The following is a 14354-nucleotide window of genomic DNA, read 5'->3' on the forward strand; positions in this document are numbered from 1 at the left end:
CCGCCTCGCTCAGACGTAGCGGTTGACCAGGGATTCCAGATACTCCTGCCGGCCCGAGCGCGGCTGCGGGTCGAAGCCGGGTGTGAGTGCACGATCGGCGAGATCGGCAAGCGAACGCTCTCCGCCGAGAATGGCACGGCCTTCGGCGCCCGCCCATCTGCCGTAACGCTCGGCGAGCGGCGCGGTGAGAGCGCCGGCATCGATCATGTCAGCGGCGGCAAGGAACGCGCGCGCGCAGGCATCCATCGAGCCGACATGGGCATGGATCAGGTCGTCGGGATCGATCGACTGGCGCCGGATCTTTGCGTCGAAATTGAGCCCGCCGGAGGTGAAGCCGCCGCGGTTCAGGATCTCGTGGAACACCAGGGCGAGCTCCGGCACGTTCATCGCGAACTGGTCGGTGTCCCAGCCGAGCAGATCATCGCCGCGGTTGATGTCGAGCGAGCCGAAGACGCCGAGCGCCTCGGCGAGCGCGACCTCGTGATGGAAGGAGTGGCCGGCAAGGATGGCGTGGTTCTGCTCGATGTTGAGCTTGACGTCGTTCAAGAGGTCGTAGCGCTGCAGAAAGCCGTAGCAGGTGGCGACGTCGAAATCGTATTGATGCTTGGTCGGCTCCTTCGGCTTGGGCTCGATCAGGATCGGGCCCTTGAAACCGATCTTGTGCTTGTGCTCGACCACGAGCGAGACAAAGCGGCCGAGCTGGTCGAGCTCGCGCCTGAGATCGGTGTTGAGCAGCGTCTCATAGCCCTCGCGCCCGCCCCACAGCACATAGTTCTGGCCGCCGAGCCGATGCGTCACTTCCAGCGCGGCGCGGACCTGGCCGGCGGCATAGGTGAAGACGTCGGGATCGGGATTGGTTGCAGCACCTGCCATGTAGCGGCGGTGCGTGAACAAGTTTGCGGTGCCCCAGAGCAGGCGCACCTTGCTCGCGGCCATCTTCTTCTCGAACAGATCGGCGATCGCGTTGAGGTTGGCGACAGATTCGGCGAGCGAGGCGCCTTCCGGCGCCGCATCGACGTCGTGGAAGGTGAAGAAGGGCACGTCCAGCAGGCGGAACAGCTCGAAGGCGATATCGGCCTTGGCCCGCGCCAGAGCCATCGCATCGGTGCCGTGGTGCCAGGGCCTCAAGAACGTCTCGCCGCCGAAGGGATCGCCGCCCGGCCAGCAGAACGAATGCCAGTAGCAGACCGCAAAGCGCAAGTGATCCTCGAGCCGCCGGCCATGGACCATGCGGTCCTTGTCGTACCAGCGGAAGGCAAGCGCTTGTCCGGCATCCTTGCCGGCAAAGGCGACGGGTGCGCTTGCATCGAAGAATTTGGCTGACGCGTTCACTTAAGCGGACTCCTTCAACGCGGGGTAAAGATCGCGCCAGCGGCGATAGGCATCGTCGTAGGCGGAAGCAGTGGCTGAGCGGGGCATGAAACTCGCAAGCCGCCGCGGTCGCGAGCAGACCTCTGCAGGCTCCTCGCCGGTGGCGGCGAGCCGGCCGAGCCGCGCGGCGCCGAGCGCTGCCCCCACCTCGCCTTCCTCGACGCGGTGGACGGGAATGCCGAGCACGTCGGCGCAGATTTGCGCCCAGAGTGGCGAGCGCGAGCCGCCGCCGACGAGATCGACCTCCGCGATCGGTCCGCCCGCTGCGCTCAGCGCCGCCAGATTGTCGCGCGCGGCAAAGGCGACGCCTTCCAGCACGGCCTGAACGATCTGGCCGCGGCCGGTCGCACCGCGTAGGCCTACAAAGGCACCGCTGGCCGCAGCGTCGTTGTGCGGTGTGCGCTCACCGTCGAGATAAGGCAAGAATTTGACGGGACTCGGCCGATCGACACGCTCACCGAGCGGCGCCAAGAGCGCAGCCGCCGGTGTCTCCATGACGCCGGCCAGCCAGGCAAGCGAGGCCGCCGCCGACAGCATCACACCCATCTGGTGCCACAGGCCGGGCAGCGCGTGGCAGAACGCATGGACGGCCGAGGCCGGCGCCGGCGCAAACCGATCGGTCACGCGAAACACCACGCCCGAGGTGCCGAGCGACAGGAAGGCATCGCCGGGTGCAATCGCGCCGAGCCCGATAGCACTCGCCGCGCAATCGCCGGCGCCGCCGGCGACCACGACGTCCTTTGCCATGCCCCAGCGCTGCGCCAATTCCGGCGCGAGCGTCGCGCTGACCTCGCTGCCTTCGATGAGGCGCGGCATATGGTGAAGATCGAGCCCGGTGGCATGCAGCAGCAAGGCGGACCAGCGGCGCTGGCCGACGTCGAGCCACAGCGTACCCGCGGCATCCGACACGTCCTCGACCATCTCGCCGGTGAGGCGATAACGGACATAGGCTTTCGGCAGCAGCACCTTTGCCACGCGCTCGAATATCTTGGGCTCATGCCGTGCGACCCAGAGCAGCTTCGGCGCGGTGAAGCCAGGCATCGCCAGATTGCCGGCGATGCCCTGCAGCGATGGACAGCGCCGCTCGAGCGCGGCGCATTCGGCCTGCGAGCGGCCATCGTTCCACAGAATGGCCGGGCGCAGCGGACGGCCGTCCGCGCCGAGCAGCGTCGCGCCATGCATCTGACCGGACAACCCGATGCCGCGCACCCGCGCGACCTCGCGCGGATGGCTTGCGGCAAGATCATCGACGGCGCCGATTGCCGCATCGACCCAGGCGTCCGGATCCTGCTCGGACCACAGCGGCGCGGGATGCGACAGCGCAAGCTCGCGCGCGGTCGTCGCGACGATCGCGCCGGCCTCGCTCACGAGCACCGCTTTCACACCGGACGTGCCGATGTCCATTCCGAGATACACGCCATCCTCCCTTTCGATCCTGTCGCGGCGTGCGAACTTTCGTCGCCTTCCCGCTAGGGGCCTTCTCGAAATCCGTCCTGCCGTTCGGCTGATCGTCCCTTGGGCCTAGGGCAGATTGTCCCGCATCACGATGTCGATCCTTATCTTCTCCTGTTCGCGCAGGATCGGCTCGCCGCGGGCGAGCGCGAGCAGCACGCGCACGGCGGCGCGCGCTTCATGCCCCGGGTTCTGCGAAATCGCGGCATCCATTACGCCCTGCAACAGCAGTCTGCGCGTCAGCACCGTGACGTCGTGACCGACGAACACCACCTGCTTATCCCGTCCGGCATCGCCGAGCGCCTTGGCGACGCCTTGCGTGCCGGCGCCGACGTTGTAGAGGCCGACTATGTCGGAATGAGCGCGCAGCAGTCGCCCCAAAACCTGTTCCGAGCGGTCGTCCTCGTCGCGGCCTTCCAGCACCGGCAGCACGTTAAGCCCGTGAAATTCCGCCGCCATCACCTGGGTGAAGCCGAAGATGCGCTCTGCATGGTCGCGCAGCCCCTGCGATCCCGCAACAATCGCGACCTTGCCGGACTTTTGACCGGCCAGCCGCCCCACCAGCGCGCCGGCGGTGCGGCCCGCGGCGATGTTGTCGATGCCGACATAATGGTGGCGGCGCGAGGACGGCACGTCCGAAACCAGCGTCACCACCTTGGTGCCGGCATCGACGAGGTCGTTGATCGCGGCGCGGACGCTCGGATGGTCCAGCGCCACCACGGCGACACCATCGCAATCGCCCGACAGCGCCTCAAGCGAGGCGGCGAGCACGGACGGATCGAACACATCGGTTGCAACGACCTCGACCGCGAGGCGGCGGGCCGAAAGCCAGGCCGACATCTCGCCGAGATAGTCCTGGATCTGCTGCATGAACAGGTTCGGCCCCGACGGCATCACGAAGGCGAAGCGGCGGGCCCGGCCGCGGGCGAGCTCGGCCGCAGCCACATGAGGCTGGAAGGCGTTGCGCGCGATCGCCTCCTTGACGCGCCGGACCGTGTCCGGCCGGACGCCCGGGCGGTTGTGCAGGACGCGGTCCACTGTCGCAAGACTGACGCCCGCCTGGCGGGCGATGTCCTTCAACGTCAGCGCGGTGCCGGCGACCGTGTCGGTATGCGTGTCGGTTTCCTCGGCCATGGCTGAAGGCTAGCAGAGGCGTTTTGAGGTACGCAACTCATTTTGAGGGGGCAAGCGGTGTTTTCGAGTCACGGTTGTGCGCCGCACGCCGCGCGAAAGCTCAACGATCACTCAAATCGAGCGTCAGGAACAGGCTGTTGGGGTCCTCGACATAGCCCTCAAACGGGCCGCAGGGCACGAAGCCGTGCGCGCGGTAGAGCGCGACCGCGGGCTTGAAATAGTCCCAGGAGCCGGTCTCGAGACTCAGCCGCTTGAGGCCCCGCGCGCGGCCGGCCGCGATGATGTGGCCGAGCATCTGGCCCGCAAAGCCGCGGCGTCGCGCTGCTGCAAGCGTGTGCATCGACTTCACTTCGCCATGGTCAGCCGAAAGCGTCTTCAGCGCGCCGATGGCAACCAGCGTCTCGCCGTCCCAGCCGGTCCAGAATGCAACGTCGGGCGCGCGCAGGCCTGAGAGATCGAGCGCATGCGCGCTGCCCGGCGCGGTCTGGGCCCGCGCCGTCGTGGCGTGATAGTCAAGGAGCGCGATCACACGCGGATCGTAGGTGTCGCCGGTGCGGATCTGCATCGTCATGGTTTTACCTCGCTCGCGAGCCGCCGCTGCATGAAGACGTCCGCACGGTCAGCGACATCACATCTTCCCGTAAGAGGTGCCGCGCCGCACGATGATGATGTAGCGCGCGTCCTGCCTGGTTTCGTTCTCGAAGATCACCGAGCGCATCACGTCGAAGTCGAGGCAATCGCCCTCGCGCAAGCGCACCGTCTTGGCGTCGATGTGCACGGCGATCGCGCCCTCCAGCATCAGGAGTTGCTGGGTGAAGGCGTTGCGGCCCCAGGGGCTGTACGGCACCCGGGCGCCGGCCGGCAGGTCGACGACGATGATCTCGATGCCGCTCGCCGCATCGGTCGGCGAAGCGTGGCGGCGGCGATAGCCGCTCTCGGGATCGCGCCAGTGCGGCTGGTCGGCAAGGCGCACCAGCCGCTCCGGCGGCTTCTCGGCGAGCGCGACCACGTCGCTCAAGGACACATCGAGCGCCGCGCAAAGTTTTCCCAGCAGCGAAGCCGTGGCGCTGCTCTGCGCCCGCTCCACCCGTCCGATCATCGCCCTGCTGACGCCCGAGCGCGCGGCGAGTTCGTTCAGCGTCATCCCGGCATGCGTCCTCAAGGTCTTCAAGCGGCGACCGATCGCGCGATCGAGTTTTTGCTGGTCCATGGCCTTCATCCGAACCTCGCCCGGCATCCGGACCGCACCTGCCGGGCAAGAGGAGCTTAGGCCGGGACGCGGCGAATGCCGGGAATGAGGGACCAATATATTAGAATCTTGGCGCTGCGCGCGACGGAGCGCTGGCGCCTGTCTGGCCGGCTCGAAACGGAATTAGCAATCAAAGGAAACTTGGAGCGGGCGAAGGGAATCGAACCCTCGTATGCAGCTTGGGAAGCTGCCGTTCTACCATTGAACTACGCCCGCGAGATGCGCGGCAACCAGCGCCCCTCCTGATTAGCCGAGACAGCGGCCCGCGCCAAGCGCTTTGGCGCACCCGGCCGGACGCATCTTAACTTCTTGGCAAGATTCCAGGTGCGGCGGAATGTGGCGGTGTTATGATCGCGGCCGGGTTGAGGAAGCGTGGTGTGAGTGGGGCGTGCGCATGGTGGGGCGTGCTTACGCGATATTCGACACGGCCATCGGGCGCTGCGGCATCGTCTGGAGCGATACCGGCGTGGTCGCCGTGCAATTGCCGGAGGCGCGGGAGATCGACACCCGCCGCCGGATCTTCCAGGTCCATCCCGAGGCACGCGAGCAGCGGCCTTGCGACAACGCCGAGCTGGCGATCGAGGGCATTGCGCTGCTGCTGCAAGGCGGCGATCCCGATTTTTCCGACGTCAGCCTGGATGCCGGCGGCGTGCCCGCCTTCCATCGGCACGTCTATGAATTTGCCTGCACCATCCCGCGCGGGGAGACTCGCACCTATCATGAGGTCGCCAAGGCTCTCGGCGCCTCCGGCGCCGCGCATACGGTGGCACAAGCGATCGCGAAAAATCCCTACGTGATCATCGTGCCGTGCCACCGGGTGCTGGAGACCGGCAACTACACCGACCGGATCTCGCCGTACGGCGGGGTGATCTCCAAGCGGCGGCTGCTCGCGCTGGAGGGCGCTCACCCTGTCGCGAGCAAGACGCTGTTCGAGGTGTTGCTGCCCGTTGCCCCGCCGCGGGCGCCCTCCTAAATATCGCGGATGGATGCGACCACGCTGCTGACGACCCAAACGATGACGGTCTCCGAGTTTCGCTGCGATGCGGGACCGGACGACAAGCCGTTCGCGGAGTGCCGCACCGGCCATTCCATCGCCTATGTCCGCGCGGGCAGTTTCGGCTGCCATTGCCGCGCCGGCTTCTTCGAGCTGGTGGCCGGCTCGGTGTTGGTCGGCGCGCCCGGCGAGGAATACACCTGCACGCATGAGCATGTCTGCGGCGACGTTTGCCTGTCGTTCTTCCTCAGCGAGGACTTCGTCGACGCGCTCGGCGGGCGGCGTGAGGTGTGGCAGGTCGGCGCGACGCCGCCGCTGCCCGAGCTGATGGTGCTGGGCGAGCTCGCCCAGACGGCAGCAGATGGCAACAGCGACATCAGCCTCGACGAGGTCGGCCAGATCTTTGCCAGCCGCTTCGTCGATGTGGTCTCGGGCAAGGCGCGCAAGCAGGCCACGCCGACCGCGCGCGATCGCCGCCGCGCGGTCGAAGCTGCGCTGTGGATCGACCAGAATTCGCACGCCGAGGTCGACCTGGAACAGGCCGCCCGGCAGGCGGGACTGAGCCCCTTCCATTTCCTGCGGCTGTTCTCGGCCGTGCTCGGCGTCACCCCGCATCAATATCTGGTGCGCTCGCGCCTGCGGCATGCGGCGCGCCTTCTGACCGATGACGGGATCGCGGTCACCGACATCGCCTATGACGTCGGCTTCGGCGATCTCTCCAACTTCGTCCGCACCTTCCATCGCGCCGCCGGTGTCTCGCCGACGAAGTTCCGCCAGGCCTCGCGCGGGGAGCGCAAGATTCTCCAAGAGCAGCTCGCCCTCAACTGAGTAGGGTCGTCTCCGGCGCGCGCCACCACGCGGCGCGCTTTGCAAATGGAGACGATCATGTACGATCACATCGGACTACGCGTTGCCGATCTCGACGCCGCCACGCGCTTCTACACGGCGGTGCTGGCCCCGCTCGGTTACGTCCTCTGCTCCAGCGGCGACGGCTATGCCGGCTTCGGGCCGAAGGGCGAGCCCGCGCTCTGGCTGCATCTGAACAAGGGACGCAAAGCCGACGGCGCCCACATCGCCTTCCGCGCGAAGGACCACGACGCTGTCAAGACATTCCATAGCGAAGGACTGAAGAACGGCGGTCGCGATAACGGCGGCGCCGGCCCCCGCAAGGATTACAGCCCGACCTACTACGCCGCGTTCCTGATCGATCCCGACGGCAACAATGTCGAGGCGGTTTGTACGTGAGCGCTGGCCACTAGTTCCGTCATTGCGAGCGAAGCGAAGCAATCCAGACTGTCTCCGCGGATGCTTCTCTGGATTGCTTCGTCGCTTTGCTCCTCGCAATGACGATCCCTCTACAACAAGGACTGTTTCATGGCCTCCATCCACAACGACATTCCCCTCAATGCCTCCGCGCGCGACGTCTGGGACGCGGTGCGCGATTTCGGCGCGTTGCACGAGCGCCTGGTGCCGGGCTTCGTGACCGCCTGCACGCTTGACGGTGACGCGCGCGTCGTCACCTTCGCCAACGGTTCGGTGGCGCGCGAGGTGCTCGTCGATGCGACGACGCGCGGCAACGCCTGGTCTATGCGATCAGCAACGAACGGCTGAAGCATTACAGCGCCTCGGTGCAGGTGATCGCCGACGGCGAGCGCAGGAGCCGCCTCGTCTGGACCATCGACATGCTGCCGAACGAGCTTGCGGCTTACGTGCAGGGGCAGACGAATGAGGCGGTAACCGCCATGCACAAGGCGTTTCCGCCCGCGGCCTAGCGGCGGCGCCGTCGCCGCCACAAGCTTAGTCCGCCGCGCTCGACAGGGCCGGACGAATGCTGCGATTGCTCTCGCGCGGCCCCCAGCGCGTCAGCACCACGCTGGAGCATGAGAGCACCCCGAGCACGACCATCGAGCTCGCGGCCAGCCAGAAGAAGCTTTGCGCGGTGGCATCATGGGTCGACAGCCACCACCCGCAAGCCGCGATGTAGACGAGCCGCGCGGTCTGCGCCAGCACCGGCCCGATCACCTTGGCCGCGCCTTGCGAGGAGAAATACATCGTCGAGGCAAGGCCGATGAAGGCGTAGAACGGCGCCACCGTCGACAGATATTGATGGCTCGTTCCGCGCACCGCCGCGCTGTCGGTGAAGATGTTGACCCAGAGATCGGGGAACAGCGCGACAAGGCACGCCGGCGCGCCGACCGCCACGAAGGCGGATGCACCCGCGATCCAAGCGATGCGCCGGGCACGCGCGATGCGGCCGGCGCCGACCGCCATGCCGATCATCGGCACCGAGGCGATGCCGAACGAGAACGCGATCGAGGTCAGCAGAAACTCGAGCCGGGCGCCGATGCCGTAGCCGGCGAGGATCGCGGTGCCGAACTTCGCCAGCATGTGGGTGAAGATCGAGATCGTCAGCACCGATTGCAGCGGCGAGAAGCAGGCAATGGCGCCGACCTTCAGGATGTCGAAGAACATCGCCCATTGAATGCGCAAGCCGCGCAGCTTCGGCACGACACGGGCACGGCCGGAAAACAGGTACCAGCCCATCACGCAGATGTTCATCGAATAGGCGATCAGCGCGCCGGCCGCGACGCCGCGCATGCCGAGTTGCGGCACCGGCCCGAGTCCGAGCCCCAGCGTGCCGCCGAGCACGACCTGCCAGACCGCGGAGTTAAGGATCAGCAGCGAGGGCAGCTTCATGTTGCCGGTGCCGCGCAACACGCCGGCCATGGTGTTGAGCAGCCAGGGCAGCACAGCGCCGCCGAAGAACACCTGCGTGTAGGCGATCGCATGCGCGAGCACCGCGCCGCGGCCGCCGAGCACTTCCAGGAGCCGCGGCCCGAAGATGAGCATGCCGAGCATGAAGACGAGGCCGAAGCTGATGCCGATCAGCAGCGCATGCGCGGCAAGCGTGCCGGCGCGCTCACGATCGCCGGCGCCCAGCGCGCGTGCGATAGCCGAGGCCACCGCGCCGCCCATCGCGCCGCCCGACATCGTCATGGTCAGGATCACCGTCGGAAACACCAGCGCCATCGCCGCCAGCGCCTCGACGCCGAGCCGGCCGATATAGGAGGTCTCCGCGATCACCACGCAGGTGCCCGCCGACAGCGCAACCACGTTCGGCCACGCAAGCCCGAGCAGCGTGCGCAGGATCGGTCCATCGGTGAGCGCGCTCTTCACCGGCCGCGAAGGCGGTGGCAGCGGACGCTCTCGTTCATCGACCGGGATTTCGGCGATGTCGGACATTTCCTCTCCGGAGCACGGACGCCGATCAAGGGCGCGGCAATGACTAGGTGTGCCAATGGTTTTCTTCGCGCGGAAGGCGCGCTGCGGTGCTTGTTAGCACGGCGGGCGCAGATTCCTCCTGCGCCGGGCGCAGGCGTGCCCTGCGGCAGCGCATTTCAGCGGATGGAATTGAGCTGCTTCCGCTCCTTCTTCTCCCTCTCCCCGTTCTTACGGGGCCGCGACGAGCTTCGCTCGCGCTGAGAGGACCGGGGTGGGGGGCCGCTTCCGCAATCACGTAAATTGACGGACTCGCGGAAGCCCCCCTCACCCGCATCCCATCTTCGATGGGCTGCGGCCTCTCCCCGCAAGCGGGGAGAGGCGAAACCTGCGGATCGAATCTTCGCTAGCCGATCGTCCACACCAGCGGCGGCCGCCCACCGCCAGCCGCGCGCATGTGCACGCCGATATGCCGGCCGCATCCGGCGGCGAGTCCCCCGAACAGGCCCTCCAGCACCTTGGCGCATACAGGATGATAGTCGGCGACGTCGTCCATCAGCTTCCAGCTCTGCTGGCGAACTTCGAACGTGCCTTCGGACCTCATCGTCTCCTCGGCATCGTCCTGCGCGGCGAATAGCGCTTGCAGGAACGATGCGAACTCGCCCGCGCCACCACGGCTTGCCGACAGCGCCGCTGCGACCTCGTCGAAATACTGCATGCCGATCAGCTTGCCGGTGAGATGCAGCAGATAGCCGGCATCCTCCGGGCCGAAGAGTTGCACCATCACGGGCGCGGCGGTGCGCACATATTCCATGGCGTAGTTGCGATGCGCCTTTTCCAGCCGTGGCTTCGGCCAGCTTGCGACCGGCAAGGCCGGTGCCATCTTCGCATCGAACAGCGGCGCCTCCAGATGCCGCGCGAACACCAGGCGCTGGTCGAGTTCGAGCGGATGATCGTATTCGTAATAGTATCCTTCGAGCCCGTCCTGGCCGTCGACGCTCTGCTTGGTGCAGACGAAGCCGAGCCGGAGATCGCCGAGCGCGACGCCGTTGTTGGCGTGCCAGCCGCGCAGCATCGCGCGCGAGACCTCGCCCGGCACGCCGCAGATCGCGGTGCCCTTCCAGATCCAGCGCGGCGGCGGATAGCGTATCCAGGCCTTAGCGTCACTCTCATACATGTATTCGACGTGCACGCCGCCGATCCAGTTGGAGAGATAGTGATATTGCGCGGCCGCCACCGCGGGCGGCAGATGATTGATCCCGAGCTTCTCGAGCCCGGGCAGGAAGCGCTCCTGCTGCTGTCTCCTGAACACGCGGAAGACGAATTCGGCAGCATCCGCCGTGCCCCGCCGCGTCACCACAGTGAGGATGAGGCCAGTGAAATAGGCGTGGTAGAGGTCGGCGATGGCGCGCCAGCGTTTCCACTGGGCTTCCTGCGCGGAGTCTAAAGCTGCGGCCATGTTCACTCCCGATCGTTGTTTTGATCGAGTGTGTCACTGCCCCTCGTGGCAGGCAACATGATGCGCATGCAGGGCGCCCTGCACGGCTGCCCGTCAATTCCGCATCACGAATTTTGCGACGTTGCCGCCTTGGCGGCGCGCTCGCGCTCGACCCGCTCGGTCACGTCGCGCGCCATCGCCACCGACCCCTGCACGGCGCCGCCGGCGTCCCGCACCAGCGCGAACGTCATCTCAATGTAGAGCCTGCGTCCGCTCTTATGCAACGCGCGGGTCAGCGTCGGCCGCCCTGCAAGCTTCATCGCGCCGCTCGCAATCGCAGCCTCAAATCCCTTCCAATGCGCGGCGCGCAAATGTTCGGGAATGATCAGATCGAGATTTTGGCCGAGCGCTTCTTCCGCGGAGAAGCCGAACAGAGCGCTCGATGCCCGATTCCAGCGCACGATCGTGCCCGAGCGATCCGAATAGATCAGCGCATCCGCGACGTCGTCGAGGATTCTTGCGTCGAGTTGGGGTTGATCTGTCATTTCGGTACCTCGCACGAAATGTAGCCCGGATGAAGCGCAGCGCAATCCGGGATATTTGGTGGGGAGAGTTCCGAATGTCGCTTCGCGACCTGACGCACATTCGGTGTCATCGCCCGACTTGATCGGGCGATCCAGTATTCCAGAGGCCGTGACGAATACGGAGAAGCTGCGGCGTACTGGATTCCCCGCTTTCGCGGGGAATGACAGCGGAGAAATATGCGAAACAGTCGCCCGCATCAGCGCGAAGCGAGCTGCGGGATCACCAGATCCCGGATGTCGCTTCGCTGCATCCGGGCTGCTGCAGGATGTTGCTACACTCGAAAATGCTTCGATAGCTTGAGGCCCTGCGCCTGGTAGTTGGAGCCGATGCGCTGGCCGTACATCGCGTCGGGCCGCGCCAGCATCTTCTCGTAGACGAGGCGGCCGACGATCTGGCCGTGCTCGAGGATGAAGGGCACTTCGCGCGAGCGCACCTCCAGCACCGCGCGGGCGCCCTGCCCGCCGGCGCCGGCATAGCCGAAACCGGGATCGAAGAAGCCGGCATAGTGCACGCGGAATTCGCCGACGAGCGGATCGAATGGCACCATCTCCGCGGCGTAGTCGGGCGGCACCTGCACGGCTTCCTTGGAGGCGAGGATGTAGAACTCGCCGGGATCGAGGATGAGGTTGCCGTCGGGACGCGCCGAGATCGGCTCCCAGAAATCCTCAACCGCGTAGCCGGAGCGGCGGTCGACATCGACCACGCCGGTGTGGCGCTTGGCGCGGTAGCCGACGAAACCGCCGCCCTTCTCGCCGGAGAGATCGACCGAAACGGCGACACCGCCGGAGAGATCGGCCTCATCGATGTCGACGAGACGCTCGGCCGCATGCAACGCATCGAGCTCATCGGCATTGAGGATGGCATCGCCGGTGCGGAAGCGCACCTGCGACAGCCGCGAGCCCTCACGCACCAGCACCGGAAAGGTCTTCGGGCTGATCTCGGCATAGAGCGGACCGTGATAGCCGGCGCCGATCATGTCGAAGCGGCGGGTGCCGTCGGCGATCACGCGGGTGAAGACGTCGAGCCGGCCGGTGGAGCTCTTCGGGTTCGCCGCGGCGACGATCTCCGGCGGCAGCGCGAGGCTTTCCAGCAGCGGCACGATGTAGACGCAGTTGGTCTCCAGCACCGCGCCGTCGGCGAGACTGAACTCGTGCAGCTTCAATTCGTCGATGCGTTCGGCGACGGTGGCCCCGGGGCCCGGCAGAAAGCTCGCGCGCACGCGGTAGGCGATGTCGCCAAGGCGCAGGTCGAGGCTTGCGGGCTGGATCTGGCTTTCGACGAAGTCGTAGGCGGGCAGGATGAGCCCGTCATCCGCCATCGCCGCGATCATGCGGTCGGGCAGGATACCATTGGCATCGGCGGCAACCGTGAACGTCAAACGGTGGTCCTCAACTCGGGTCAAAACGCATCCGATACGCGGAAAAACGAACCTTTTACCGCTATCCGATGGACGCCTTGACGGGAAGGGCGCGGCAGAATAAGAGCATGACTTATCCCGTGGTGATTTGAGCCGGCCGGCTTGCAGCCACGTTAAATAAGTCGCTAAACAGGCCGGGGACCTCTGTGATCCCGGCCAGTGGAGATATCCAGGCCGGTTTTTTTGTGACCATTTTCGCTCATGTGGTCACGTCGGAGGTACCTATGTCGAAGTCGCCTGCCAACTATCGTCCCGAAACCCGCCTGGTCCATTCCGGCACTCTGCGCTCGCAATATGGCGAGACGTCGGAGTCGCTGTTCCTGACCCAGGGCTACGTCTACGGCAGCGCCGAGGAGTGCGAGGCGCGGTTCAAGGGCGAGGATCCCGGCTTCATCTACTCGCGCTATTCCAACCCGACCATCGCCATGTTCGAGCGCCGCATGATCGAGCTGGAGGGCGCCGAAGCCGCCCGCTCGGCGGCGACCGGCATGGCCGCGGTAACCACCGCGATCCTGGCGCCACTGAAGGCCGGCGATCACGTGGTGGCCTCGCGGGCGCTGTTCGGCTCGTGCCTCTATGTCGTGCAGGACCTGTTGCCGCGCTACGGCATCGAGACGACGCTAGTGGACGGCCTCGACCTCGACCAGTGGCAGCGTGCGCTGAAGCCGAACACCAAGACGTTCTTCCTGGAAAGCCCGACCAATCCGACGCTCGACGTGCTCGACATTCCCGCCATCGCCGAGATCGCGCACAAGGGCGGCGCACGGCTCGTCGTCGACAATGTGTTCGCAACCCCGATCTGGCAGAGCCCGCTCGCGCTAGGCGCCGACGTCGTGGTCTATTCCGCGACCAAGCATATCGACGGCCAGGGCCGCTGCCTGGGCGGCATCATCCTCTCCTCGGAAGCTTTCATCGCCGAACACATCCACAATTTCATGCGCCAGACCGGGCCGTCGATCTCGCCCTTCAATGCCTGGGTTCTGCTGAAAGGCCTGGAGACGCTCGGCGTGCGCGTGCGCGCGCAGACCGATACGGCCGCCCGTGTCGCCGAAGTGCTGGCGAGCCATCCGAAGATTTCGCGATTGGTCTACCCCGGCCGCGCCGACCATCCGCAGGCGGCGTTGGTGAAGAAGCAGATGCGCGGCGGCTCGACACTGGTCGGCTTCGAGGTGAAGGGCGGCAAGGCGGCTGCTTTCCGCGTGCTGAACGCGCTCAAGCTCGCGAAGATCTCCAACAATCTCGGCGACGCCAAGAGTCTCGTCACGCATCCGGCGACCACGACGCATCAGCGCCTGAAGCCGGAAGACCGCGCCGCGCTCGGCATCAGCGAGGGCTTCATCCGCTTCTCCACGGGGCTGGAGCATGCGGACGATCTGATCGAGGATCTCACCGCGGCGCTGGAAAAGGCGTGAGATCGCAGAGAAGTCGCAAATCGTAGGGTGGGCAAAGCGCAGCGTGCCCACCATTCACGATCACACTGTCGATAGATGGTGGG

Annotated in this window: 13 protein-coding genes, 1 tRNA gene, 1 pseudogene and 1 riboswitch; of the genes and pseudogenes, 5 read left to right on the forward strand and 10 right to left on the reverse strand. The window is 66.2% G+C overall.

Annotation, left to right across the window (positions count from 1 at the left end; genetic code table 11):
* Positions 1-9: 9 nt before the first annotated feature.
* From xylA to MTR72_RS36260, 6 genes are all read right to left on the reverse strand, one after another.
* A complete protein-coding gene (gene xylA / locus MTR72_RS36235; protein WP_280967073.1) occupies positions 10-1332 on the reverse strand; it encodes a xylose isomerase in 1323 nt (440 codons plus the stop codon).
* Positions 1333-2787 carry a xylulokinase gene (gene xylB, locus MTR72_RS36240; protein ID WP_280967074.1) on the reverse strand — a complete coding sequence of 485 codons (1455 nt, stop codon included), beginning with the start codon at positions 2785-2787 and terminating at the stop codon, positions 1333-1335.
* A 105-nt stretch (positions 2788-2892) separates the two neighbouring features.
* Positions 2893-3957 carry a LacI family DNA-binding transcriptional regulator gene (locus MTR72_RS36245; protein WP_280967075.1) on the reverse strand — a complete coding sequence of 355 codons (1065 nt, stop codon included), beginning with the start codon at positions 3955-3957 and terminating at the stop codon, positions 2893-2895.
* A gap of 100 nt (positions 3958-4057) precedes the next feature.
* Positions 4058-4522 (reverse strand): GNAT family N-acetyltransferase, encoded by a 465-nt coding sequence (locus MTR72_RS36250; protein ID WP_280971144.1) that lies wholly within the window; start codon positions 4520-4522, stop codon positions 4058-4060.
* A gap of 63 nt (positions 4523-4585) precedes the next feature.
* Complete coding sequence (locus MTR72_RS36255) at positions 4586-5167, reverse strand: helix-turn-helix domain-containing protein (RefSeq protein ID WP_027549745.1); 582 nt, start codon at positions 5165-5167, stop codon at positions 4586-4588.
* Between the two features lie 181 nt (positions 5168-5348).
* Positions 5349-5422 (reverse strand) — tRNA-Gly (locus tag MTR72_RS36260).
* 178 nt (positions 5423-5600) lie between these two features.
* Here MTR72_RS36260 and MTR72_RS36265 point away from each other — a divergent pair.
* The 4 genes and pseudogenes from MTR72_RS36265 (at position 5601) to MTR72_RS36280 (ending at position 7972) form a co-directional block, all read left to right on the forward strand.
* A complete protein-coding gene (locus tag MTR72_RS36265) occupies positions 5601-6179 on the forward strand; it encodes a methylated-DNA--[protein]-cysteine S-methyltransferase (protein WP_280967076.1) in 579 nt (192 codons plus the stop codon).
* Between the two features lie 9 nt (positions 6180-6188).
* Positions 6189-7028 carry a helix-turn-helix transcriptional regulator gene (locus MTR72_RS36270; protein ID WP_280967077.1) on the forward strand — a complete coding sequence of 280 codons (840 nt, stop codon included), beginning with the start codon at positions 6189-6191 and terminating at the stop codon, positions 7026-7028.
* A gap of 57 nt (positions 7029-7085) precedes the next feature.
* Entirely contained in the window at positions 7086-7445 is a 360-nt protein-coding gene (locus tag MTR72_RS36275; RefSeq protein ID WP_280967078.1) for a VOC family protein, read from the forward strand.
* A 129-nt stretch (positions 7446-7574) separates the two neighbouring features.
* Positions 7575-7972 (forward strand): annotated as a pseudogene (locus tag MTR72_RS36280) (SRPBCC family protein).
* 25 nt (positions 7973-7997) lie between these two features.
* Here the strand turns inward: MTR72_RS36280 and MTR72_RS36285 are convergent.
* The 4 genes from MTR72_RS36285 to MTR72_RS36300 form a co-directional block, all read right to left on the reverse strand.
* On the reverse strand, positions 7998-9443 hold the full coding sequence (locus tag MTR72_RS36285) for an MATE family efflux transporter (RefSeq protein WP_280967080.1): 1446 nt from the start codon (positions 9441-9443) through the stop codon (positions 7998-8000).
* 382 nt (positions 9444-9825) lie between these two features.
* On the reverse strand, positions 9826-10878 hold the full coding sequence (locus tag MTR72_RS36290) for a hypothetical protein (RefSeq protein WP_280967081.1): 1053 nt from the start codon (positions 10876-10878) through the stop codon (positions 9826-9828).
* A 104-nt stretch (positions 10879-10982) separates the two neighbouring features.
* Complete coding sequence (locus tag MTR72_RS36295; protein ID WP_280967082.1) at positions 10983-11402, reverse strand: PAS domain S-box protein; 420 nt, start codon at positions 11400-11402, stop codon at positions 10983-10985.
* A 311-nt stretch (positions 11403-11713) separates the two neighbouring features.
* The gene (locus tag MTR72_RS36300) at positions 11714-12820 is read right to left on the reverse strand and encodes a 2'-deoxycytidine 5'-triphosphate deaminase (RefSeq protein ID WP_280967083.1); all 1107 of its coding nucleotides are present in this window, start codon (positions 12818-12820) and stop codon (positions 11714-11716) included.
* Positions 12821-12929: 109 nt separating this feature from the next.
* Positions 12930-13009: riboswitch (SAM riboswitch) on the forward strand.
* 74 nt (positions 13010-13083) lie between these two features.
* On the opposite strand from MTR72_RS36300, the gene MTR72_RS36305 reads away from it, so the two are divergent.
* A complete protein-coding gene (locus MTR72_RS36305) occupies positions 13084-14271 on the forward strand; it encodes an O-succinylhomoserine sulfhydrylase (protein ID WP_280967084.1) in 1188 nt (395 codons plus the stop codon).
* Positions 14272-14354 lie beyond the last annotated feature (83 nt).

Source organism: Bradyrhizobium sp. ISRA442 (assembly GCF_038085055.1).
Taxonomy (GTDB): domain Bacteria; phylum Pseudomonadota; class Alphaproteobacteria; order Rhizobiales; family Xanthobacteraceae; genus Bradyrhizobium.